This window comes from Pseudomonas sp. P129, assembly GCF_020312195.1.
GTDB classification, from domain to species: Bacteria; Pseudomonadota; Gammaproteobacteria; order Pseudomonadales; family Pseudomonadaceae; genus Aquipseudomonas; species Aquipseudomonas fragariae.
In genome coordinates this window covers 40270-64205 of sequence record NZ_JAGPYS010000001.1, presented here as the reverse complement: position 1 = coordinate 64205, position 23936 = coordinate 40270, and the positions used below count along the sequence as shown (strand labels likewise).

22 protein-coding genes are annotated in these 23936 nt (G+C 59.8%); 16 read left to right on the top strand and 6 right to left on the bottom strand.

Annotated elements, in window-relative coordinates:
* The first annotated feature begins 4 nt into the window (after positions 1 to 4).
* Both fucP and KBY02_RS00365 read left to right on the top strand, forming a co-directional pair.
* Positions 5 to 1336: an L-fucose:H+ symporter permease gene (fucP, locus tag KBY02_RS00370; protein WP_024650908.1), complete on the top strand. Its 1332-nt coding sequence runs from the start codon at positions 5 to 7 to the stop codon at positions 1334 to 1336.
* Positions 1333 to 2400, top strand: coding sequence for an aldose 1-epimerase family protein (locus KBY02_RS00365; RefSeq protein ID WP_225649693.1), 1068 nt, complete (start codon positions 1333 to 1335; stop codon positions 2398 to 2400). The genes fucP and KBY02_RS00365 overlap by 4 nt, the downstream gene beginning before the upstream one ends.
* 5 nt (positions 2401 to 2405) lie before the next feature.
* On the opposite strand, the gene deoR is transcribed toward KBY02_RS00365, so the two are convergent.
* On the bottom strand, positions 2406 to 3176 hold the full coding sequence (gene deoR, locus KBY02_RS00360) for a DNA-binding transcriptional repressor DeoR (protein ID WP_024650906.1): 771 nt from the start codon (positions 3174 to 3176) through the stop codon (positions 2406 to 2408).
* 102 nt (positions 3177 to 3278) lie between these two features.
* Between deoR and deoC the strand changes: the two genes are divergently transcribed.
* Positions 3279 to 3959 carry a deoxyribose-phosphate aldolase gene (gene deoC, locus KBY02_RS00355; protein WP_003436656.1) on the top strand — a complete coding sequence of 227 codons (681 nt, stop codon included), beginning with the start codon at positions 3279 to 3281 and terminating at the stop codon, positions 3957 to 3959.
* A gap of 33 nt (positions 3960 to 3992) precedes the next feature.
* On the opposite strand, the gene KBY02_RS00350 is transcribed toward deoC, so the two are convergent.
* The 3 genes from KBY02_RS00350 to KBY02_RS00340 form a co-directional block, all read right to left on the bottom strand.
* Positions 3993 to 4241, bottom strand: coding sequence for a hypothetical protein (locus KBY02_RS00350; RefSeq protein WP_003400385.1), 249 nt, complete (start codon positions 4239 to 4241; stop codon positions 3993 to 3995).
* Between the two features lie 130 nt (positions 4242 to 4371).
* Positions 4372 to 7290, bottom strand: a complete 2919-nt coding sequence (locus tag KBY02_RS00345) for a putative bifunctional diguanylate cyclase/phosphodiesterase (RefSeq protein ID WP_032654162.1) — start codon at positions 7288 to 7290, stop codon at positions 4372 to 4374.
* Positions 7291 to 7321: 31 nt separating this feature from the next.
* On the bottom strand, positions 7322 to 8143 hold the full coding sequence (locus KBY02_RS00340; protein WP_003400389.1) for a phosphate/phosphite/phosphonate ABC transporter substrate-binding protein: 822 nt from the start codon (positions 8141 to 8143) through the stop codon (positions 7322 to 7324).
* Positions 8144 to 8455: 312 nt separating this feature from the next.
* Here KBY02_RS00340 and KBY02_RS00335 point away from each other — a divergent pair, with 312 nt between their 5' ends.
* The 6 genes from KBY02_RS00335 to KBY02_RS00310 all read left to right on the top strand — a co-directional run bounded on the left by KBY02_RS00335 (position 8456) and on the right by KBY02_RS00310 (position 15050).
* Complete coding sequence (locus KBY02_RS00335) at positions 8456 to 9283, top strand: serine hydrolase domain-containing protein (RefSeq protein WP_225649692.1); 828 nt, start codon at positions 8456 to 8458, stop codon at positions 9281 to 9283.
* 309 nt (positions 9284 to 9592) lie between these two features.
* Positions 9593 to 10306 carry an energy transducer TonB gene (locus KBY02_RS00330; RefSeq protein WP_104684595.1) on the top strand — a complete coding sequence of 238 codons (714 nt, stop codon included), beginning with the start codon at positions 9593 to 9595 and terminating at the stop codon, positions 10304 to 10306.
* 83 nt (positions 10307 to 10389) lie between these two features.
* On the top strand, positions 10390 to 11118 hold the full coding sequence (locus KBY02_RS00325; protein ID WP_011269071.1) for a MotA/TolQ/ExbB proton channel family protein: 729 nt from the start codon (positions 10390 to 10392) through the stop codon (positions 11116 to 11118).
* A complete protein-coding gene (locus tag KBY02_RS00320) occupies positions 11118 to 11543 on the top strand; it encodes an ExbD/TolR family protein (protein WP_011269072.1) in 426 nt (141 codons plus the stop codon). The genes KBY02_RS00325 and KBY02_RS00320 overlap by 1 nt, the downstream gene beginning before the upstream one ends.
* A 113-nt stretch (positions 11544 to 11656) precedes the next feature.
* On the top strand, positions 11657 to 13777 hold the full coding sequence (locus KBY02_RS00315) for a TonB-dependent receptor (RefSeq protein WP_104684596.1): 2121 nt from the start codon (positions 11657 to 11659) through the stop codon (positions 13775 to 13777).
* A gap of 7 nt (positions 13778 to 13784) precedes the next feature.
* A complete protein-coding gene (locus KBY02_RS00310; RefSeq protein WP_060400112.1) occupies positions 13785 to 15050 on the top strand; it encodes a histidine-type phosphatase in 1266 nt (421 codons plus the stop codon).
* A gap of 78 nt (positions 15051 to 15128) precedes the next feature.
* On the opposite strand, the gene KBY02_RS00305 is transcribed toward KBY02_RS00310, so the two are convergent.
* Positions 15129 to 16259 carry an ROK family transcriptional regulator gene (locus KBY02_RS00305; protein WP_103360317.1) on the bottom strand — a complete coding sequence of 377 codons (1131 nt, stop codon included), beginning with the start codon at positions 16257 to 16259 and terminating at the stop codon, positions 15129 to 15131.
* Between the two features lie 164 nt (positions 16260 to 16423).
* On the opposite strand from KBY02_RS00305, the gene KBY02_RS00300 reads away from it, so the two are divergent.
* The 7 genes from KBY02_RS00300 to KBY02_RS00270 are packed head-to-tail and all read left to right on the top strand — an operon-like array spanning position 16424 to position 23246.
* The gene (locus KBY02_RS00300; protein WP_104684597.1) at positions 16424 to 17743 is read left to right on the top strand and encodes an extracellular solute-binding protein; all 1320 of its coding nucleotides are present in this window, start codon (positions 16424 to 16426) and stop codon (positions 17741 to 17743) included.
* Positions 17740 to 18633 carry a carbohydrate ABC transporter permease gene (locus KBY02_RS00295; RefSeq protein WP_032654175.1) on the top strand — a complete coding sequence of 298 codons (894 nt, stop codon included), beginning with the start codon at positions 17740 to 17742 and terminating at the stop codon, positions 18631 to 18633. The genes KBY02_RS00300 and KBY02_RS00295 overlap by 4 nt, the downstream gene beginning before the upstream one ends.
* Positions 18630 to 19523 carry an ABC transporter permease subunit gene (locus tag KBY02_RS00290; RefSeq protein ID WP_032654178.1) on the top strand — a complete coding sequence of 298 codons (894 nt, stop codon included), beginning with the start codon at positions 18630 to 18632 and terminating at the stop codon, positions 19521 to 19523. The genes KBY02_RS00295 and KBY02_RS00290 overlap by 4 nt, the downstream gene beginning before the upstream one ends.
* A complete protein-coding gene (locus KBY02_RS00285; protein ID WP_225649691.1) occupies positions 19520 to 20626 on the top strand; it encodes an ABC transporter ATP-binding protein in 1107 nt (368 codons plus the stop codon). The genes KBY02_RS00290 and KBY02_RS00285 overlap by 4 nt, the downstream gene beginning before the upstream one ends.
* 6 nt (positions 20627 to 20632) lie before the next feature.
* Complete coding sequence (locus KBY02_RS00280) at positions 20633 to 21394, top strand: glycerophosphoryl diester phosphodiesterase (protein WP_003400412.1); 762 nt, start codon at positions 20633 to 20635, stop codon at positions 21392 to 21394.
* The gene (locus tag KBY02_RS00275; protein WP_003400414.1) at positions 21391 to 22134 is read left to right on the top strand and encodes an inositol monophosphatase family protein; all 744 of its coding nucleotides are present in this window, start codon (positions 21391 to 21393) and stop codon (positions 22132 to 22134) included. The genes KBY02_RS00280 and KBY02_RS00275 overlap by 4 nt, the downstream gene beginning before the upstream one ends.
* Positions 22134 to 23246, top strand: a complete 1113-nt coding sequence (locus KBY02_RS00270; protein WP_032654181.1) for an endo-1,4-beta-xylanase — start codon at positions 22134 to 22136, stop codon at positions 23244 to 23246. Before KBY02_RS00275 ends, KBY02_RS00270 begins: the two co-directional genes overlap by 1 nt.
* A gap of 131 nt (positions 23247 to 23377) precedes the next feature.
* Here the strand turns inward: KBY02_RS00270 and KBY02_RS00265 are convergent, their stop codons facing one another.
* The gene (locus KBY02_RS00265) at positions 23378 to 23929 is read right to left on the bottom strand and encodes a single-stranded DNA-binding protein (RefSeq protein ID WP_024659933.1); all 552 of its coding nucleotides are present in this window, start codon (positions 23927 to 23929) and stop codon (positions 23378 to 23380) included.
* Positions 23930 to 23936: the final 7 nt, after the last annotated feature.

Below are 23936 nucleotides of genomic sequence, written 5' to 3'. Positions count from 1 at the left end.
AATAATGAATAAGCCTGCGCTGCAACAAACTCCGGACGGGTTCTACCTGAACCGCACGCCGTGGTTCGCCTTTCTCCTGCTCTGCAGCATCTTTGCCCTGTGGGCGGCGGCCGCGAGCATGAACGACGTGCTGATCGCGCACTTCAAGAAGGCCTTCCTGCTCAGCGACTTCCAGACCGCTTTCGTGCAGTCGGCGTTTTACCTGGGTTACTTCTTCGTCGCCATTCCGGCGGCATTGGTGGTGCGCCGCTTCAGCTACAAGACCACCATCCTCATCGGCCTGATGCTGTACCTGTTCGGCTGCGCCCTGTTCTTTCCGGCTGCGTCGACTGCCAAGTACGGCATGTTCCTGATGGCGCTGTTCGTCATCGCCGCCGGCCTGTCGTTTCTCGAGACCGCGTGCAACACCTACTCGACACTGATGGGGCCGCGGGAAACCGGCACGCGGCGCCTGAACATCTCGCAGACCTTCCACCCATTCGGCGCCATGACCGGGGTGTACGTCGGCAGCTTCGTGATGTTCAAGGACACCGACGCCACGCGCGAACAGTTGGCCCAGATGAGCGCCAGCGAGGCAGCAGCGCAGCAATTGCAAATGATCCAGTCGACCCTGCTGCCGTACAAATGGATGATCGCGGTACTCATATTGATGTTCATCCTGATCGCCATCACGCGCTTCCCCGCGTGCAAGGGCAACGGCACCGTCAGCGAATCGCGTTCGAGCATAGGCCAGAGCCTCGGCCGCCTGCGGCGCAATCCGCGCTTCTGCTTCGGTGTGCTGGCGCAGTTCCTCTACGTCGGCGCGCAGGTCGGGGTATGGAGTTTCACTATTCGCCTGGCCATGCAAATGGGCGGCATGAACGAGCGCAGTGCCTCGTGGTTCCTGCTGACCACCTTTGCCGCCTATTTCATCGGCAAGATGATCGCCAACCTGCTGATGCGCAAAATGCACCCGGCCAAAGTCCTCGCGGTGTATGGCGTGCTGTGCATCGTGCTGCTGGCCTACACCATCCTGGTGCCGAACATCAGCGCGGTGTATGCCGCCGTGGGAGTCAGTGTGTTTCTCGGGCCTTGCTGGCCGACCATCTATGGTCTGACCATTGATGGGCTCGGCGAGGACACCGGTGTCGGCGGCTCGTTGCTGGTGATGAGCATCGTCGGCGGTGGCGTGATGCCGATCTTCCAGGGCCTGCTCAGCGACGCCAATGGCGGCAACATGCAGATTGCCTACAGCGTGCCGCTGCTGTGTTTCGTGGCCATCGTTATGTACGCAGTGTACTGCATGCGTCAGCCGCAACCGGTGCTGGGTGGCTCGGCCACGGCGGTGGCGCAATGAGTAGCGAAGCGTGGCGCCTGCCGCTCTACCCACAGCTCTGGGACCAGGCCAGCCGGCTGCTGCTCGAATCAGCCAGTTTCAGCGTGCGTGCCTGGACCTACCCCAGCGGGGTCAAGGCGCTGTCACTGGAAAACAGCCGAGGCAAACTGGTGATCCTGCCCTGGCAGGGGCAGATGATCTGGTCGGCCGAATTCGACGGCGTTGATTTGACCATGCTCAATATGTTCACCCAGCCGCGGCCCAGTGCCAGCGTGATCGGCACCTACGGCTGTTTCATGTTTCACAGCGGCCTGCTGCGCAACGGTTGCCCGGGTCCCGAGGATGATCATGCGCTGCACGGCGAAATGCCCTGCGCGTCGATGGACGATGCCTGGCTGCAGGCAGGCGAAGACGAGCACGGCGCTTATCTGCGCCTCGGCGGTACCTACGAATACGTGCAGGGCTTCGGCGACCATTACCGGGCCAGCCCGAGCGTGACCCTGCGCCCGGCCAGCGGGCTGTTCGAGATCGGCATGCAGGTGGTCAATCTGGCCGGCAAGGCCATGGACCTGATGTACATGGCGCACATGAACTACGCCTACATCGACGGCGCCCGCCTCACCCAGCCCCTGGGCTGCGAGCGCACACGGGTGCGCGCCAGCGTGCCGGCCCATGTGCGGCCGACGCCAACCTGGAGCGCCTATATCGCAGAACTGAGCCAGGACCCGACCCGCCTCAAGGTGCTCGACTCGCCCGCGCTGTATGACCCGGAGATCGTCTGCTTCTTCGATGACGTGCGCAGCGACGCTCAGGGACAGGCGCATTTCTTTCTTGATCACCCCGACGGCGCGGCGTTCTACACCCGCTACAGCCCCCGGCAATTTGAACATGCCGCGCGCTGGATCCTGCATAACACCGATCAGCAGGTGGCGGCCTTCGTCTTGCCGGCCACCTGCGAACCGGAGGGCTACCGCGCCGAACTCGCCAAAGGCAACGTGCGCAGCCTGGCGCCCGGTGCCCGCGCCGAGTTCAGCGTGACCACCGGTTACCTCAACGCACCCGAACGCCGGGCGCTGCAACCGTGATGCATCTAGAGCACAAGCTGCGCGCCGCCGGCCTCGATGGCCTCGCGGTAGCTGCGCGGGATTTTCTTGTCGCTGACCACGCAATGGAAATCGCTCAAGGCACCGAAGTGCGCAGTGCGTACGGCGTCGAATTTGGAGTGATCGGCCAGCAGCAGGCTTTGCCGGGCCTGGCGCATGACCTTCTGCTTGACCTCAACCTCGTGGAGATTGAAGCAGGTGACACCGCAGTCCAGGCTGACCCCGGCCGCCGAGACAAAGGCCCAGGTCAGGCGCACGCCATCGAGGATGCTGGTTTCGGCATGGCTCTCGAACACCTGATTCTTGCGGTGGAACATGCCGCCGCACAGGACGATGCTGCAGTTGGGTTTCTGCTGCAGCTTGAGCAGCACGTTGAGCGAGTTGCACACCGCGGTGAACTCCAGCTCATCGGGGATGAAGTCGACCACGAAGGGGATCGTCGTGCCACAGTCGAAAAATACCGTATCGCCGGGCTGGATGAAGGTGGCGGCCAGCTTGCCGATGCGGCGCTTCTCCTCGACATGGCGGGTGCCCTGCTCGCTGACCCGGTAATCCCCCGGTTCAGGATCATCGTGGGCACGGGTGATGTAGCCGCCCAGCAGTCGTAACCGCTCGGGGTGCCGGCTGAGGTCGCGGCGCAAGGTCATTTCGGACACATCGAGCAGCGCCGCCATCTCCCGCAGATGGATCGCTTTCTGATCTTGCAGGGCCTGTTGAATCTGTTTGATGCGGTCGGTTTTCTTGACGTCCACGGGCATCCCGGCAATCCGTTGGTGGGGTCACTAGAGTAACACCAAGTGTTAATTTTATAACTTACGGGTATCCACCCAAGTATTTTTACCGATAACAGGAATCCCTTGATGAATTCGCTCGAACCCGCTGCACTGGCCCAGGCCATCGATCACACCTTGTTGGCGGCGGATGCCAGCCGAGAGCAGATTGCCACGCTTTGCGCAGAAGCCCGGGAACACGGCTTCTACTCGGTGTGCGTGAACTCCAGCCAGGTGCCTTTTGCCGCCCGACAACTGGCCGGGTCTGCCGTGAAGGTCTGTGCGGTGGTGGGCTTTCCACTGGGCGCCGGGCTGAGTGCCAGCAAGGCGTCGGAAGCAGCCCTGACGATCGCCGCCGGGGCTCAGGAAATCGACATGGTGCTGAACATCGGCTGGCTCAAGGACGGTCTGTTCGATGAGGTCCGCGACGATATCGCCGCGGTGCTGCAAGCCTGTGGCAAGGTGCCGCTCAAGGTAATCCTGGAAACCTGCCTGCTCGATGAGGCGCAGAAGGTGCGCGCCTGCGAGATTTGCCGCGAGCTGGGCGTGGCGTTCGTCAAGACCTCCACTGGCTTCAGCCGCAGCGGCGCGACGCTCGAGGATGTGGCGCTGATGCGCCGTGTGGTAGGCCCTGACATCGGCGTCAAGGCGTCTGGCGGGGTGCGTGACGTGGCCACGGCCAGAGCGATGATCGAAGCTGGCGCAACGCGCCTGGGCACCAGTTCCGGGATTGCGATCGTGACCGGCGCAGGTACGGGGGCGGGTTATTGAGTCTGCGGGCTTTGACATCAAAGCCCGCTGCACTTAGCTCAGGTCGATCACACCGGTCATGGCCGTGAAATGGCTTTGCTTGTGCTGGACCTTGTCGAGAATCTGCGCAGGGGTCGACTCGCGGAAGACCACCATGTGCCCGACGTCCTTGCCGCCCTCGGTCACGCGTTCGATATCGTTGATCATCCAGGTGGTCAGCTCTTCGGCAGTAATGCCCAGTTCGGCCGCTACTCGCTGGTGAAGGCGCTCGGCGTCGTATTGATTGAGTTGATCGCTGTTCATGGGGCTGGCTCCTTCAAGGGGGGTTAAGTTCAGTCCCCGCGAGGGCTCCATAGTTCAGTCGCGTTCGAGCGGGCTGCGAATGGCCGGTCACAACTGCATGACGGCTCTCGCAGACGCTATCACTACTGCCTCACGCAACACCGCTTTCAGAAAAGCCTATCTCCAGACTACGTGACGATTTAATCATGGCAGCACACTCATCACTGATGACAGGCTTACTAAAAAGATAACCCTGCATTTGATCGCAGCCATACGTCACGAGCAGTTCCAACTGGTCGACTGTTTCGACGCCTTCTGCAATGACGTTAAGACCCAATTCGTGCGCCAATACGATGACCGCCCTGGTGATCGCGGCGTCCTCATGATTGCTGGTTATGTCCTTGATGAACGCCCTGTCGATTTTGAGCGCATCAAGAGGAAATCGCTTCAAGTAGGCCAAACTGGAATAGCCCGTGCCAAAATCATCGACCGAAAGGCTGATGCCATACGACTTTATATCTCGAAGTATTTCAACCGCCGACTCGGGATCGATCATCAGCATCGACTCGGTCAGTTCGAACTCTAAAAGAGCGGGGTTGATACCGTACGCTTCAACGATATGCTTGACGGTCTCAGCCAGGCCTTTTACCTGAAGCTGCCTGACGGACAGATTGATGGCGATCGGCACCAGCCTGATATGATTCTCTTCCCAGCTCTTCAGGGTTTCGCAGACTTTCCGGATGACCCACACGCCGACCGGAATGATCAGGCCCGTGTCCTCAAGAATAGGGATGAAATCAGCCGGAGAAACCATGCCTTGCTCAGGGTGATTCCAGCGCAATAAAGCCTCCAGACCACTTATCCTGCCATCGGTAAGGCTGACCTTGGGCTGAAAGTGCAGAATAAACTCATCGCGCTCGAGCGCGCCGCGCAACAGCGTTTCAGTTTGCAAGCGCCTGGTTAAACTTTCGTTCATCCTGGCGTTGTAAAACTTGAAATTATTACGGCCACTTTTCTTCGCCTGGTACATGGCGGTATCCGCATTCTTCAAGATCACGCCAGTGTCACGCCCGTCAAACGGATAATTAGCGATGCCGACACTCGCCGAAACGAATATATCCTGGCCGCCAAGGTTGAACGGTTTCCCCAACGCCTCAACAACATGGGTCGCAAGCGATTTGATGAGGCTCTCGGAATAAACAGAGTGTGTGACGACGATCGAAAATTCATCGCCTCCCAGCCGCGCAACCACACTGTTCTCACCTATGCAGTCTTTCAAGCGTCGACCCGCCTGAATAAGCAATTGATCGCCCACTGAATGCCCCATGGTGTCATTCACGGCCTTGAATCTGTCCAAATCTATGAATATGACGCTTACTGCATCTGGCGCTGACGTTTTCCGACTGATTATCTCGCGCAGATAATTGCTGAGGAACCAGCGATTAGGCAGATGGGTGAGCGAATCATTTTCGGCCAGATAGGTGAGCTTTTTCTTTGCGTCATACCGTTCAAGCGCGGCGGCCAAGAGGTTGGCAAGTGTTTGAAGGTAGCTGACATCTTCACGTGTAAAGGGGTGGTCCGTGCTGGCATACACCCCAAGCACGCCCTTGAAAACCTCCGTGCAGGATATATCAACCTCCAGGCTACTTCTAATCGTGTAAGCGTCCACTGTTTCAGCAGGAAGCAGCGTGTAGCGATTATCAGGCGCATCAGAATTAATCACAAACCCGGCAGAAGGAGCAGTACCGTTCAGAAAATCATCATGATAACCACTGCGGATTTCAAATCGGGTCAAGCCAACCCCCGCATGGAGGATGGTCCCATGGCTCACTCGATCAACGACCAATAAAGCGGCCTTGCTCAATTTCAGTCCTTGCGCCGCAGTCAGTGCTGCCCGTTCACCTAGCACACTGACGTTTTCTTCTGTCAATGCCTGCTGGCCAAACAAGGCGATAAGGTTTTGCCTTCTGGAGTTATCCAGAATCGCCACTTCAAATTCTTTTCGATCTGTAATATCGATATCGATGCAGATGTATTTTTCAACGCCGCCCAAGTCATCGAGAATAGGTATGACAGTGCGTTGATGCCAGGCCTCCTTACCGGTACGACCAGAAAGCCTCACCTCACCGTTCCACACCTTGTTTTCAGGTGCCCATAGCCACGGTTCGTTGGCTGAAGACATGCCGGTCCAGACTTCATCGATCGTCAACTCTAAAAGCTCGGCTCGCGAATGCTGTGAGCTGGTGACGAATCGCTCGTTAACGTAGGTGATACGTCCGGAGGCCGACACTTCGCAAACGATGGACACCTCATCCAGCGCATTTTTATGCTGCACCAAGGTATTCATCAACGATTCGATACGCAGGCCAAAGTGATTGCGCATACTCGCAGCAGTACGGTTTACGGCTTTTATAGCCTCCTGTATTTCCATGGGAGCATCAGCGACCAACATCGCTTCTGCTGCCACTGCGCCTGAAGCGATTTCTGCCTCATAAGAGTGAAGCTTGCCCAGGTGGGCAAGCGAACGCTTGATCATGAACCCCATTAACATCAAGCTTATCAGCAAGAAAAATCCCGCAAAGAGTGTCGCCTGGATCACCAGACTGTAGAGTTCGGCAGCAATTCTCTCGGCGTTGAAAGACAGACGCATCACGCCATAATCTTTCCCGCCAATAGTGATCGGACGATTGACATCGAATAATCGTGCAGCGACTTCAGACTCTATCCACGCAGGTGCTCTGCCAAGCGGCGCACTGGCGGCCTCAAGGCGAATGACGCCACCCGACAGGTCAATAAACATGGCCGATTTGAACGGCGAGCGGGCCAGGGTTTTTTCGAGGGTTCTTTTGATGGTGTCGTAATCGCCGATGACGACACTTTCCTCTACCGCTTGCGCGGCAACCTCGATCAGCATGTTGGCGGTGTCTTGTATCTCTTCAATATGCTGAAGCAGCTGATTTTTATAAAACAGAACCAGACCCGTCGTCAGAAAGGTCAGTATCAGAATGGATAACATCGCCAGTATTCGCGACGTCAGTGATTTGGGCAGCAGGCTTTTAAAGAAATTCATTAACAGCCTCTCCAGCTAACGTTGAAATTATTTACTTAAGGTTTGCTGGCAAACTCTTATAAAAATCTCGATAGGAAGCATAATCCGCTTCCGTCGCAGGAATGAACGTAATCGGTGCCGGTGCATGGACGAGCTCGGTTGCCTCACGCAGAATCCTGCTACCGTCGGCATCGTGTTGCATATTCAGAAATGCGTTGGCGACCGCATCACGTTCTTTTTTAGAAACCCGCGGGGATGCCATCAGGGCTAAATCATTGAACGAGGCCGAACTCCACAGTACGCGGAACGACTTCCCTTCCCTCTCCGTGTAGCCACTTACAAGCTGCGAGTTGGCCCCCATCGCTTGAGCCTTACCACTCAGGAGTTGGCTGAACGCACCGTCCATGTTTCCTGCAAACACCGTAGATGTATTGATGCCTTGCTTGACCAATTCCGAGCTGGTGACTTTATAAGCAATAAACGCTTCGGGTCCCGGGTAAACAACTTCTTTGCCCGCTAGCTCTGAAAGGCTATGAATTGGCGAGTCGACGGGGACCACGATTTGTCCTTCGAGGGCAGGCGCGTCACGGCGACCAAACACCGTCCAGCCCATCTTGTCGCGTTCGGGGCTAAACAGATGGTTGGTGAACGCGAAATCAACTTCTTGCGCGAGCACATAACTCGTTGTGTCCGAGGAGGTTCGCCCTAATTTCAGCGTGAGGTTCACGCCGCTTTTTTCGGACACGTACTTTATGATGGGATTCCAAAAACTGGCTGAAAGATTAAGATTGTATTGATTGACAGGCGAAAAATTGTACACTTTAAGCTCTTCAGAAGTCGCCACATTCGACAAGGCAACAGACAGGGCGATCATGATAGCTTTGCAGCTTAGGCGTAACTTCACTTGTCCACTCCACACACATAAGAACTTATTAGCCAACGGAGATGAGCACTAACTTAAGCTCAGCCATCTCATATAATCGGCTGAGGCGCTTGAATCTTAAGTACCGACTGCATGAATAAATGTTAATCGGCCAGCCCACACACCTGCCGGCCCCGCCACAGGCAGCTGTCTGCCCAAAACAGTCGCTTAGTACAGTACAAACGGCTGACTTCAACCCGGCAAAGAAGAATAATTGAGATCTCTTGTCGGGCTGTCGATCCGCTCACCATTCCAGGGAAGCCAATGCTCATTTCACTCTTGTCAAATGGTCAGCCACACACGCCAGAGCGATTGGAACTGATCGCCCCCTGGTGGAGTTTTACGAAAACGGTCCTGGCTGCGACAGCCCTGTCGTTGGTGCGTGACGGACTGATCGGATTGGACGACCCCATTCCCGACCAGCCTTTCACCTTGCGCCAGCTACTGCGGCACGAGGCAGGCCTGGCTGATTACGGAGAACTTGCGCAGTATCACACCGCCGTTGCCAGCGGTGACCCCGCCTGGCCGGCAGATGAAATGATGCGACGTCTTGACGGTACTCGACTTCGATACAGTCCCGGAACCGGCTGGCGTTACTCGAATCTAGGCTACTTGTTCATCGGCAGGCTAATTGAACGGCTGACTGATCTGACGCTTGATGCTGCGGTGATTCAACGTGCTCTTTCGCCTCTGGGCATCTCGAACGTTCGCTTTGCTAAAACACGAGCCGATTTACAAACGACCCATCAGGGAAGTACCTCGAATTATGACCCCGCCTGGGTTTACCACGGTTTGTTGATCGGCCCGATTTCGCAAGCAGCGCTCTTTCTGGATCGACTTCTCTGCGCAGACCTCCTCTCCACGGGCCTGCTTCAGGAAATGCAGACAGCACGAACACTGGGCGGCCCGATTCCCGGGCGCCCATGGATCACGCCGGGCTATGGCCTGGGCTTGATGCAAGGTTCGATTGACGGTGGGTATTCTCTATCCGGGCACACAGGCTGCGGGCCAGGCAGCGTCATTGCTGTCTACCGCATCTGCGACGGCGACGCATCGGCTTGCTGCGCTGCTTTTGAGACGAATGCCAGTTAAGGTGCTATTGAAGCCATCGTTGTCGGGCAACTTATGCAACGTGTGCGGCAAGGGGGCTGAGGGCATCAAAGTCCGTTAGCCGTAGGCCTTATGGTTGGCCGGATGACCGCTTATGCGGTCACGCCTGTTGGCGACCATGCAATCGTCACAAACTGCTTACTTGATAATTCTTCTCTGTCACGTATCTGTCACTCGTCACTCCTATATTCCTCCGACACGCGTTACGAGGTGCCTGTACCGGCCTCGGACCCAACTTTCGCAGGGAATGCGCCCGATGTGCCCGGCCTACCGGCCTGGAGGAAATCAATCGTGGATGCGACGCTGACACCCCTGCTGCACCTTCAGCCATTGCCTGCCGGCAGCGCCTCGCGATTGCTGCGCCGAGGATGCGCGATAACGCTGGTGGTGGCGGTGCATATTTTGGCATTGAGCATGGTGACCGGGTCATCGACCCCTGCGCTTGCGCCGCAGGCGACTCGTACTATTTACGCCTCGGTCATCAATGAACCGACTCCGGCGCCAGCCGCAAGTGCCGCGCCCACGCCACCGCCTCCCGTTGCCCCGGTCGTACCGGCACCCGCGTCTGTGGCCGTTCAGCCGGTGGCCCGGCACAAGCCCGCGGCCAAACCGCAGGTGATGCAACGCCCCGTTGTGGCCGCCGCAACGTCTGCCCCCGCGACCATCAGCACTGCGGCTGCCGCACCGGTAGTTGCGCAAACTCCCGCACCACCGCCGCAGCCTAAGACCCTCACCCGTGGCGTCGAATACGTGCATGAACCACAACCCGACTATCCCGACAGTGCGCGTGAAGAGGGCCACGAGGGCACCGTGATCCTGCGGGTGCTGGTGGACGAGCACGGCAAGCCCGGCGCGGTGGACATCGTACGCTCCTCGGGCTTTGGCAACCTCGACGAGGCGGGCAGGACGGCTGTGCGCGGCGCACTGTTCAAGCCTCATCTGGAGGAGGGTCATGCGGTGTCGGTGTACGTGATCGTGCCGTTGCGATTCCAGCTCGACAGTTAGCACTCACGCAGGCGTAACCCACCATCTTTTATCGACGGGCCTCCCGGTCAGGGCAGTGCTCACCTCAAAGAAAGGAAATACATATGGACACCGGAACACTGGGTTTGAATGTTTTGTGGCAACAGGCCGACGTTGTCACCCGTGGCGTGGCCTTGACGTTGCTGGTGATGTCGATTGCGTCCTGGTACGTGATGGTCGACAAGCTGGTGCGCCTGGCACTGCATCGCCTGCGTTCACCAAAGTTGCTGGAGGCGTTCTGGAACGCACCGACGCTCAAGGATGGCGTGCAACAACTGGGACATCATAGTGCCTACGCCGAACTGACCCAGGCCGGCGTCAGCGCCGCACGCCAGCACCGTGATGCGCTGAATGGCGACATGCACCCGCCGGCCTTCAGCGAATGGCTGACCCGCGCCTTGCGCCAAGCCACCCTGACCGTGGGCGGACAGTTACAAGGCGGCATGGCGATTTTGGCCACCGTGGGTTCCAGCGCCCCCTTTGTCGGTTTGCTCGGCACCGTGTGGGGCATCTATCACGCCTTGATGAAGATCGGCCTGACCGGCGACGCGAGCATCGACAAGGTCGCAGGCCCCGTCGGCGAAACGCTGATCATGACCGCTCTGGGACTGGCCGTGGCCATTCCGGCCACCCTGGGCTACAACCTGCTGGTGCGCAGTAACAAGCAGACCCTCGCTGAACTGGGCAAGTTTGCCTTCGAACTGCACGACCTGCTGGTGATCGGCGCCCGTGCGACCCCTCGCGGCGGGCAGCCTGCGCGCAGCACGTTCAACGCCCAGGCGGAGTTCGTCTGATGGCCAGTGGATTGCTGGGCGAGGATGAACTGGAAGAGGACGGCTTCAACCCCGAGATCAATACCACGCCACTGGTGGACGTGATGCTGGTGCTGTTGGTGATCTTCATCATCACCGTGCCGGCCATCCAGCACACGGTGAAGATTGACCTGCCCAAGGCCGCCGCGCAGCAGGACAACAAACCGCCGCCGTCCGTGGATCTGGCACTGGACAACGAAGGCCACCTGCATTGGGACGACCGCGACATCGGCGACAGCGACTTGCCGGCACTGATCGCCGAGGCCGCCGCGCGTCAGCCGGTACCGGAGTTGCACCTGCGCGCCGAACGCAACACCCCGTATGAAAAGGTGGTGCAGGTAATGGCCGCGGCGCAGTCCGGTGGCCTGGACAAGATCGGCTTCGTGACCAAGGCCGTTACGCCTTAACAACCGCGCCGCCTTCCTTCACCCCCCTTGGCCGGCTGTTACAGCCGGCCACGGCGAAGTGCGCGCGACAGAAATCAACCAGGCCGTGAACGGCCGTTTTCGAAGGTGCAGTCATGTTTCGCAAATCCTCGTTGTATGTGCGTGCAGGTCTCGGTTTCGCAGCGTTCTCCCTGGCCTTGCCATCGTTTGCTGCCGATGTACCACCGGCCATCGACGACAGTACATTGGCCACGTTGCCTCAAGTCACAGTAAAGGCCACCAAGCGCAAGCCGGCGCTGCACCAGCAGACCAACAGCGGCGCCTTGGGCAGCCACGCGGTGATCGACACACCGTTTTCGTTCAAGAGCGTAGGCAGCGACGAAATCCAGGCCCGTCAGGCGGGCATCCTGTCTGAGGCTGTCAAGTATGATGCCTCGGTCACCTCCATCAGTTCGAGCTATGGCACCCACCCCGCCACACTGGCCGTGCGCGGCCTGCCCCTCGATGACCTGAACGGCTACAAAGTCGACGGCATGGCCAACATCAACCGCGGCGTGGAAATGTCTCTTGAGATGTTCGAGCGGGTCGATGTGCTTAAAGGTCTGTCGGGCTTCATGTATGGCTTCGGCAGCCCGGGCGGCATCGTCAACTACGTAACCAAGCGGCCTACCGACAAGACCACCCTCAGCGTTGATGCCGGCTACCAGTCCGACAACGTCTATAAGGAACATCTGGATGCCGGAGGGCGTCTGGATGACCCGCGTTTCGGCTACCGGGTCAACGTGGTGCACGAGGAAGGCGATGCCGCTTCGGGTGACGCCAAGGTCAACCGCACGGCAGTCGGCGTGGCTTTGAACGCGCAGCTCAGTGATGACTTGAGCGTTGACGTCGACACTCTGTACCAGAAACGCAATACCAGCGGTGGCACCGACATCATCGTCAACACCAAGAACGCCCTGCCCAGCCCTATTGACGGCAGCAAGCGCCTGTACAGCAATGGCTCCTACACCGATGTCGATTACAGCCTGTCGACCGTGAGCGCCACCTACAAGTTTTCTCCCGACTGGACCGGCAAGCTGGCCTACCGCTACTCCGATTCGACACGCCGTTATGTGAAGGACCAATACCAGATTTCCAGCGACGCCGGCGCGTACACCGACAAGGTGACGTCCGAGTACCACGCCTACGACTACAACGACACCATGGGCACCCTGGAAGGTAAATTCACCACGGGATGGTTCACTCACGATGTGGTACTGGGCGCCAGCTATTCCCAACTGAACTCGGACAAATCCGTGGTCACCCCGAAGACCACCGTGGGCAAGGGCAACCTGTACAACCCGACGATCTTCTCGGTGTACAACATCGACTACAGCGGCGGTACCTACGGTGACGACAACGTCAAGGAAAGCGCGGTGTTCGCCAGCGACACCATCGGCCTGGGCGAACACTGGTCGTTGCTGGCTGGCCTGCGCAACGAAAACTACCGTGAGCAAACCCACGACTCCGCCACCTCCGCTGTGACGCCGTACAAGGCCCGGCCGGCCACCCCAACCGTTGCGTTGATGTACAAGCCGACCCAGGACGTGACGCTGTATGCCAGTTACGTCGAATCTCTGGAAAGCGGCGGCACCGCACCCAGCAGCGCAGTCAACTCCGACCAGACCCTGAGCCCGCTGCTCAGCAAGCAATACGAGGTGGGCGTGAAAGCCCAGCAGCGTAACTGGAGTGCCACCGCCGCAGCGTTTCGCATCGACCGTGGCGCCGAGTACACCAACGACGCCAACGTCTACGTGCAAAGCGGCACCATCCGCTATCAGGGCCTGGAGCTGAACGCCAGCGTCGATGCCACGCCGGACCTGACAGTGGAAGGTAGCGTCATGTCACTGGACTCGGCCTACCACGATGCGGGAGACGGTGTGGACGGAAACCGCGCAGCCGGTGCGGCGCACTATCAGGCCGCAACCCAGGTTACCTATCGTGTGCCCGTGGTGCCCGGGATGTTCCTGCACACCGGCGCCCAGCGTATCGGCGAAATGGCGGTGGATTCGGGCAACGTGCATACCCTCCCGGCCTACAGCCTGTTCGATGCCGGAGGCGGCTACCGTCTGCGTCTGGGCGATGGTCATGCGCTGACCCTGGGTGCCAACGTCACCAACCTGGCCAACAAAAAGTACTGGACCTACTATCAGGAAAACTACCTGCAACCGGGTTCGCCACGTACGTTAAGCCTCAATACCCGCTATGACTTCTAGGCCCGTGATGATGAAATCGACTTTGTTGAAGTATGCGGGGTTGGCGCTGGGCGTGTGCCTGGCGCTTCCATCGGTGGCCGCGCCTCTGGACACCACCGGCCTGCGCCTGGACAAGGTGGTACTGGTGATGCGCCACGGTATCCGCCCGGCTACCGACACCGCCGAGTTGCAACGCTGGTCGGCCAGGACCTGGCCAGCGTTTGGTGCCCGCGACGGTCAGTTGACCGAGCATGGCCGCGCTGCCACCGTGCTGCTGGGCCAATGGCAACGCCACACGCTGGATTCGCTCGGGCTGTTCAAGACGGGGCAGTGCCCGCAGGCGGGGGATGCCTACGTGTGGTCCAGCCCGGTAGCGCGAACCCAGGCCACCAGTGCGGCGCTGGTAAAGGGGATGTTCCCGGGCTGCAACATAGCAGTACACCATGGGCGTGAGAGTGAAGACCGGCTGTTCCACGGCGGCGAAAATGGCCTGGCACCGCTGGACCCGGCGCGCACCCAGGCGGCGATGCTGGCAGCCATGGGTGGCAGCGTCGACGCAGCTCGCGAGCGCTTTGCCGCGCCGTTGCTGGCCATGCAGCAATTGGCAGGCGTGCCGACGAACTGCGGGAAAAAGACCTGTGCCTTGAGCGAGCAACCCTGGGCGCTGAAAGAGAAGGCAGGCGTCACCAAGCTCAGCGGACCGTTGAGCGTGGGCGCGGCCATGAGCGAAACCTTCCGCATGCAATACGCCGAAGGCTTGCCACTGGACCAGGTGGCGTTTGGCGAAGGGCGCACCGCTGCAGACGTATCGCGCTTGATGGCCTTGCGTTCGGGCAAATACGCGCTGAGCAATCACGTACCTTACATCGCCCAGCGGGGTGCTTCGCAATTGCTCGGACAAATCCTCCTGGCTCTGCAGCCGACATCCGTGGGCAGCCCGCCGGGTAGCAAATGGTTGGCGTACGTAGGCCACGACAGCAACATCGCGCAGTTGCGAACGCTGCTGGGTTTTGACTGGAAAATCGCCGAATACCCCGAGAATGACGCAGCACCAGGCGGCACCATCGTGTTTGAACGCTGGGCGAACGACCGCACGGGCGCGCAGTTTGTCAGCGTTGCCTATGCGGCGCAGAGCCTGGACCAGTTACGCAATTTGTCCGGTGAACCGCCGTATCAGGTGCAGTACCCGGGGTATGCAGGAGAGCAATTGATGCCATTGAACGGGTTTGTTGCCGATATGGAAAAGCGCATCGATCGGTCTGCGACTGAGGTACAGCACTACGACAACCCTTGAAACACCAGCTTTGGCCCAACAACAGTCAACAGCACCACCCAAAAACCGCCAATACCTGTCCACCCAACGCCCAACGAATCAAACAAAAAACCGCTCCTTCAACGGCACCAGCGCTGCCCCCAGAACCGCCGCGTCCCCATTCGTTTCGCTCAGCAATAACTGCGGCCGAGGCGGCGGGGAGTTGTAGCGATGGGTGCCCCAGAAGGTCGTCGCGGCGATCAGGCGTTTTCCCAATTCGGGCGGTAATTGCCCGCCAAACACCACGGCCTGCGGATCGAACAGGCCCGCCAGTGCGTTGATCAGGCGATCCAGTGTGAGCTTGACGCGCGTCAGCCAGGTATCCACACCGGGCCAGTCGGGGTCGAAGCGCAGGCGCAGGTCTTCGATCGAGTCGACCTGCACGCCGTTCTGATGCAAGTCTTCCAGCAAGTAGCGCAAGGCCGGGCGGTTTATCGATTCTTCGTCGTTGTAGAGGGTGATCTCGCCTGCATTGCCGTGGCTGCCGAAATACGGTTTGCCGTTGATGACAACGCCTGCGCCGAAACCGAAGTTGAAGGACAGGTAGATGAAGTTGCTGGCCCAGGCGCCCACGCCGACCAGGCTTTCGCCGATGGCCGCGGTGGTGGCGTTGTTTTCCAGCCAGACCGGCATGCCGAAACGTTCTTCCAGCACCGGTTGCAGATCCATCAATGACCAGTCGCGCAGCGGTTCCGGTGCATTGATCTGGCGGTTTTCAAGAAAAAAGCCGGCAATCGCGAAACCCATGCCGACGACGCGTTGCGCTTCAATCCCGTTGCGCTGAAGCATGCGTTCGATGGTCTTTTCCAGTGAATCCAGGGTGCTGTTGCGGCTTAACGGCGGCGTGCGCAGGGTGACCTGTTCCAGCACATTGCAGCCCAGGTCGGCGACGCAGACCACCGCCGAGTCGGTGTTGATCGATACACCGATGGCATACACCGCTTCATTGACCAGTTCGATGCGCGGGCTGGGCTGACCGCGGCCGTTCTTGACGCGCTCACCACTGCGCAGCAGGCCACGGCTGATCAGCTCTTCGATGAGCCGGTGCACTGACTGCTGAGCCAGGTCCATCTCGGTCGAAACCATAGCACGGGTGATCGCACCTCGACGACGAAGGATGTCCAGCAACTTGCGTTCATTGAGGCTCAACGGTTGGTGCGAATCAAGTGGCGTGTCGAGGTCGAGAGGCATGGAGTCTTCAAATCAGATGAGATTAAAACAGTCGGCGTGTGGAGCAGTGTATCGCCCACCATCCATTGCACACTTCAATCATGAAAATTTAATAAAAGTCGCGCAGGTCACAAATACTACACACAACCTGTATTAAATGGCATTGAGTTCTTGTGAGTGTCCTCATGCCTTCCATCCGTAAGATGTTTTCCGTGCTGGCCCTGCTGTCGCTCGCTGCAAACGCTTTCGCCGCTGCACCGGCCGAGTTCTGGTACAGCCACAGTGGCGCGGCCGGGAGTGCCATCGCGGATCTGTGCAGAAGCTTCAATGCGCCACGCGAGGAAGGTGATCGCCTGCACTGTGTCCGCCAGGGCAGTTATGAGCAGACGCTGCAGAAAACCGTAGCGGCTTACCGGGCGGGCATAGGCCCGGCACTGGTGGAGATTTACGACGTTGCCACGCCTGACATGCTGCTGGGCGGTGCCACCCGACCTGTCGAGGCGATCATGGCCGATCATCACAGGGCCTATCCCGACGATACCTTTCTGCCAGCCTTGCGGCGCTATTACGCCGACGACCACGGCACGCTCGCGGCGCAGCCTTTTGCGGCGTCCACAGCCGTGCTTTATACACACCGGAAGGCGCTGGCCGCTGCCGGGATCAGCGAGCCACCCGCCACCTGGGAAGCCTTTGCGGATGCCTTGCGGGCCCTGAAGAAAAACGGTCAGCAATGCCCGCTCGTCAGCGCCTTTGCCCCCTGGATCTGGCTTGAGCAAACCAGCGCAGCGCAAGGCACCTACGTTGCGATTCGCTCCTCAGGCGGTGACCGCTATCAGTTCGACGAAGGCCCCCATCTGCGCCTCATGAAAGACCTCGCGCAATGGACCTCCGAAGGATTGGTGGTGCATGAGGATGCAACCCGCAGCGGGCAGCAGGCGCTGGCGTTCGCCACCGACGATTGCGCCATGCTGCTCGACTCCACCGGGGCGTGGAATGTTGTACACAGCACGCTCAAATCCGATATCCAGGTCACGGCACTGCCGATTTACGCGGCCACCCAGCGACGTGCCAACGTTCCCGGAGGTTCCTCGCTGTGGGTCATGCGCGGGCATTCCGTCAGGGATTACCGGCTGGTCTCGGAATTTCTGGCGTTCGTGCTGCAACCGGACAACCAGTTGATATTCAGCGCCCGAACGGGCTACCTGCCCGTTACTCAGGCCGCCGCTGCACGTTTGCAATCCGCAGCCAGCGAGCCATCGGCAATCACGGTCGGACTGACAGCGCTGGACGATATCGACGGTCAGCCTTCCGCGCCTTTGCGCTGCGGTTTCATCACGCTGATGCGCCTGATCTGGTCGCAGGAAATGGAGAACGCGCTCGCGGGTCGCCAGAGCATCGATCTGGCCCTGCGCCAGACGACGCTACGGGCCAACGAGCTGCTGGGTCTGTTTCAACAGATGCACCGCGCCCAGGCCAGCAACGAGTCGAGCGAGGCCACGCCATGAAACCCCGTGCACATTTCCCACAGCCACGTCTGGCACTGCTGTTTGCCCTGCCGCAACTGCTGGCGCTCGGCCTGTTCTTTTATTGGCCTGCGGTCCAGGCCATCTGGTGGTCGTTTCATCTGGTGCCGCCCTTCGGCGGTAATGAAATCTTCGTTGGCCTGAGCAATTACTGGCGGGTGCTGAGGGACCCCGGCGTGCTGGCGTCGCTGGGCTCGACACTGGTGTTCAGCTTGTCGAGCGTCGTGCTTTCGATTCTTATCGCACTGGTGCTTGCGCTGTGCCTGGAACTGAAACTGCGCGGCAACGCCGTGTTTCGCCACCTGCTGATCTGGCCCTACGCGGTATCGGGCGCCACCATCGGTATCGTCTTTCATGTGCTGGCCAATCCGGTGATGGGCATCTTCGCCTGGCTCAACGCGATTGCACCCGGCACCTGGTCGCCCTACGCCAGCCCGATACAGAGCATGCTGTTACTGATCGTGGCGTATGCCTGGTGCCTGGTGCCGTTCAACTTCGTGATGCTGGTCGCCAGCCTGAAATCGGTGCCCGACGACTACCTCGCCGCTGCTGCACTGGATGGAGCGGGTCCCTTGCGGCGCATGCTCGACATACAACTGCCCCTGATCGCGCCTTATCTGCTGTTCGTGTTTGTCATCGACCTGCTGGAAAGCCTGTCGAACAGTTTCGGCCTGGTCGACACCCTCACCCAAGGCGGACCTGGCGACACCACCAATGTGCTGGCCTACAAGATTTACACCGACGGTTTCATGGGGCTGGATCTGGCAGGCTCATCGACCCTGTCAGTGCTCATGCTGCTGGCAGTGGTGGCGCTGAGCGTCGCTCAATTCAAACTCCTGTCGCGCTTCCAGCGTCGTGGGGCGAAAGCATGATCGAGCATAACCGGCTGTTCAACGCAGGCGCTTACCTGCTGCTGACCCTTGGCCTGGTGTTCGCGTTGGGGCCGCTGTACATGGCGGTCTGCTCGGCGACCGTCAGTAACCCGCAATTGTTCGCCCACGGTCTTGCGGTGATCCCTGGCGACCAACTGCTGGAGAATCTGCAGCAGGTCAGCCGGCGTCTGGATCTGCTGCGCCTGCTGGGCAACAGCCTGCTGGTCGCCACGCTGGTGGTGATCGGCAAGCTGACGCTCTCGGCGCTGACGGCCTTTGCCGTGGTGTACTTTCGCAGCCGCTACAGTTCGGTGATTTTCTTCGCCGTGCTGGGGGCGCTGCTGCTGCCGCTGGAAGTACGGATCATTCCCACGTATGCCGTGGCCAGCGATTTGCTCGGCCCCGTGCGCAGCCTGTTGCACTGGCTGGGCATTCAGTGGCTGCCACTGCCGACCATCAATTTGCTCGACAGCTACCCCGGCCTCGCCCTGCCGCTGATTGCCTCGGCGACCGGCACCTTTCTGTTTCGGCAGTTCTACCAGACGCTGCCTGCCGAGCTGGTCGAGGCCGCACGCATGGACGGTGCAGGGCCCTGGCGGTTTTTCATCGACATCCTGCTGCCACTGTCGAAGACCAACTTTGCTGCGCTCGGCACGCTGGTGTTCATCGGCGCCTGGAAGGACTACCTGTGGCCGCTGGTGGCAACCAATCGCGAGGACATGCGCACGCTGGTGCTGGGGGTGGCCAGCTTTCTGCCGACCGATGCAACCCAGGTCCCCGAGTGGAACCTGCTGATGGCCGCTGCTGTGGTCAGCATGCTGCCGCCCATCCTCGTCATTGCGCTCATGCAGCGCTGGTTTGTCAAAGGCCTGATTGGAGTCGGTAAATGAACGCGCTCACCCCTATTACCTGCGCGCCGGATATTATCCTCACGGACCTGCACAAAACCTACGGCACCGAGCGCATCCTTCACGGGCTCGACCTGGTTTTCAAGGCGGGCGAGCTTAATGTGATCCTCGGCCCGTCCGGGTGTGGCAAGTCCACGCTGCTGCGCATGGTGGCCGGGCTGGAAGAGGTCAGCCAAGGGCAGATCCTCATGGGTGCCCGTGACGTCACGCGCCTGCCTCCCAAGGAGCGCGGCTGCGCCATGGTGTTTCAGAACTACGCGCTCTACCCGCACATGAGCGTGGCCGACAACATCGGCTACGCGCTCAAGCTGGCGCGGGTTGCACGCAAGGAACGCGAGCAGCGCATCCGCGAGTGCGCCGCTTCGCTGGGTCTGGAAGAGCTACTGCAACGCAAGCCCGGAGAGCTTTCCGGCGGCCAGCGCCAGCGCGTCGCCATCGGTCGGGCGTTGATCCGCAAACCGCCGGTGCTGCTGTTCGATGAGCCGCTGTGCAACCTGGACAGCGCGCTGCGTCATGAAATGCGTCTGTTGATTCGCAGCCTGCACCGGCAGACCGGCGCGACGATCCTGTATGTCACCCACGATCAGACCGAAGCCATGACCCTCGCCGAGCGCGTGGTGATTCTCGACAAAGGCCGTGTCGAGCAGATCGGCACGCCTGCGCAGATCTACGATCAACCCGCCAGCACATTCGTCGCCAGCTTCATCGGCACGCCGCCCATGAACCTGCTGCCGGTGCACTGCCTGGACGACAAGCTCTTGATGCTCGCCGATGGTCAACGCCTGCCCATCAAGCTCGGCATTGCCAGCAACCGGACCGGCAAATGGCTGATGGGCCTGCGCCCCGAGACCTTCATGCTCGATCAACAAGGCGTGACTGCCACAGTGGAGTCTTCAGAGAATCTGGGCAGCCACACGCTGCTGTATTGCCAACTGGCTGGAACGCGCTGCGTTGTCAGCCTCGCCGGACGGCAACACCAGATACCCGGCACCCAGGTTCGACTGGCGATCAATTCCACGCCCTTGCTGTTCGATATCGAGACCGGCCAGCGCCAGCTCGTGACCTTTTCCCACACCACCAAGTGACCCGCCATGCTCAAACCTGCTCCCCTCGTCCGCTCGCCCCTGATTGCCCATCGCGGTGCCAAGGCTTACGTGCCGGAAAACACTCTGCTGGCCCTGGAAAAAGCTGCCGAATGCGGCGCCGAGTGGGTCGAGATCGACGTGAAGCTGACCCGCGATGGCCAGCCTGTCGTGATTCATGACGACTTGCTGGACCGCACCACCAACGGGCGCGGCGCCGTCGTGCTGCATGATCTGAAAGCTATCCGCACACTGGACGCGGGCAGCTGGTTCGCGCCTGAATTCGCCGGTTTGCAGGTCCCGACCTTTGAAGAGATCGTGGCCTGTGCGCTGCGCCTCAACCTGGGTCTGCAGGTCGAACTCAAGCCGACCATTGGCGACGATGTCGAGACGGCGGAAGTGGTGATGCCGATCCTCAAAAATCTGTGGCCCGCCGACAACGACCGGTTGTTCGTCTCCAGCTTTTCGGTGCGCTCGCTAACGGCCGCCCGACGCTTATGGAACGACGTACCACTGGCTATTGCCTCGGTGGTGGCGCCTGCCGACCCGGTCGCGCTGTTGGCCGAATATGACTGCCGAATACTTCACGTACTTGACGATATGCTCGATGACCATCACCTTGTTCGCCTGAAAAGCAGCGGCGTCGAATTCGCCGTGGCTACCATCAACAGCCCGAAACGTGCGCGCTACCTGCTGGAACATGGCGCACAGTCGATTCTCAGTGATTACCCGGACTTGTTGAACCTGCCGAACGGAGGCTGTCTGCAATGAACAACCGACTCAGCGTCGCCATGCACGCCGTAGAACAGGCCACTGGCCTGGCCATGGCGTATTTTAACGACCGCCACACCCTCGACATCACCACCAAAAGCGCGCAAGACCTCGTCTCCCGCGCCGACTTTGAAGTGGAACAACTGCTGCGTGCAGAACTGAGCAAACACTTCCCCGACGATACAATCCTCGGCGAAGAAATGGGCGGCGAGTTCATCACCGATGGCTGGGTCATCGATCCCATCGACGGCACCGGCAACTACCTGCGGGGCACCCCATTGTGGGGAATCGCGGTGGCGTACATGTCGGCAGGCGAGCCCGAAATCGGCGTCGTCGCCTACCCGGCACTGGGCTACACCCTGGCAGCCCGCACGGGCGATGGCTTGCTGCGCAACGGCGTCCCCTTTGTCCGCCCGCAACCACCCGAGCACCTGCGCATCGCTGGCGTCGGTGAAAACACCCGCTGGGATGCCGAAGAGATGGGCAAACTGCACCTGAGCCTGCGCCGACAGGGCTGGGGCCTTGCCGGTTATCGCTGCGCCACCATCGGCCTGGCGTTCGCCGCTTTGGGGCAAACGGACGGCTACATGGAGAAATTCACCAGCCTGTGGGACATCGCAGCAGGTGCAGTGATTTGCCGGGAAGCCGGATTGTTGTGCACGATTGAAGGCGAACAGAAACAAGGCTCGATGACGGTGATGGTAGGCCGTGAGGAGCTGATGGGGATTTTTGGTGCGTGATGCGCCGGGCTAGTCGACGCAGTTTTCTGACTGCGTTTGTCCGCCTGCTGGCGTGCCTGCCCTTTGTGAACAGCAGGCTGCTGGCGGCAGAAACCTTTACCGCGTTGCGCCAGCCTGCAGCCGGGAAAGGCATACGGTTCGGCTTTGCGATTGATCCGGCAAAGCTGAATGACGACGCGGCCTACCGGGAACTGGTCGCCCGTCAGGCCAGCATCGTAGTGCCAGAGAACGCCTTGAAGTGGCAGACCGTCCACCCCGAACCGGAGCGTTACAACTTCGCGCCCGCCGACGCGATCGCGGCGTTTGCCAAAGCGCATGACCAGCGTATGCGCGGGCACACCTTCTGCTGGCATCGTTCTTTACCCGACTGGGTTCACCGTACCGTCACGCCGACGAACGCCGAGGCGGTGCTGACTGCGCACATCAGTACCGTCGCCAGCCATTATCGTGGCCTCATCAGCGCATGGGACGTCGTCAACGAAGCCATCCAACTGGAGGACGGCCAGCCTGACGGGCTGCGCAATTCGTTCTGGTATCAGATGCTCGGGCCTCGCTACCTGGACATAGCCTTCAACGCTGCGCACAAGGCCGACCCGGACGCCCTGCTCTGCTACAACGATTACGGCCTGGAAAAGGATACCCATTACGGCGAAAGCCGACGTACTGCCGTGCTCGCCCTGCTGCGCGGTCTCAAGCAGCGGGGCATTCCGATACACGGCCTGGGCATTCAGTCCCACCTGCGTGCAGGCGACACCTTTGGTTCGGGCCTGTCTCGCTTTATTCTGGCAGTGCGGGATATGGGGTTGTCGATCCACATCACGGAACTGGACGTCGATGACAGCCACTTGAAGGGGTCCATCTCAGAACGCGATGGGAAGGTTGCGCAAACCTATAAGCACTATCTGGACCTGATCCTCGCTACGCGCTCGGTGTCGACGGTTATCACCTGGGGTGTATGGGACAACCCGCATGTTGCCGGCGCCACGGCCAGCAACGGACCGTTGGCACAACGGGCATTGGCGTTTGGCCCACGAGGTGAGGTGAAGCCGGCGAGCTGGGTGATCGCACATTGTTTCGAAAACGCGCAAACACAGAAGGATGCGCGGTTTTAGATGCTCCGCGGCTTTCACGGCAGCAGTACAACCAGAGTGGTTCAGCGCTTTCTGACGCCTGAAAACGACGAAGCCCCCGATAAACGGGGGCTCCGGCTCTGGACCTGAACAACGGGTTCCAGCTGTATGCGCTAGAACGGAATATCATCATCAAAGCTATCAAAGTCAGCAGCTGGCTGCGGCGCTTGTTGTTGCGGCGCTGGACGCGAGTCGCGTTGTGGCGGCTGCTGGTTGTAGTTCTGCTGCGGTGCCGACTGTTGTGGGCGCGACTGCTGTGGACGAGGCGCGGACTGGTTGTAGTTGCCACCACCGCCTTGACCTTGTTGAGCGTCACCCTGTGGACGGCCGCCCAGCAGTTGCATGGTGCCCTGCATGTCGACGACGATTTCAGTGGTGTAGCGCTTGATGCCGTCTTTTTCCCACTCGCGGGTCTGCAGCTTGCCTTCGATGTAGACCTGCGAACCCTTGCGCAGGTATTCGCCGGCGATTTCCGCGACCTTGCCGAACATCGAAACACGGTGCCATTCGGTTTTTTCTTTTTTCTCGCCGCTCTGCTTGTCAGTCCATTGTTCGCTGGTGGCCAGACTCAGGTTGGTCACGGCGTTACCGTTAGGCAAGTAGCGAACTTCGGGATCCTGGCCGCATGTACCGACCAATATGACTTTGTTAACCCCACGGGCCATAACGTTC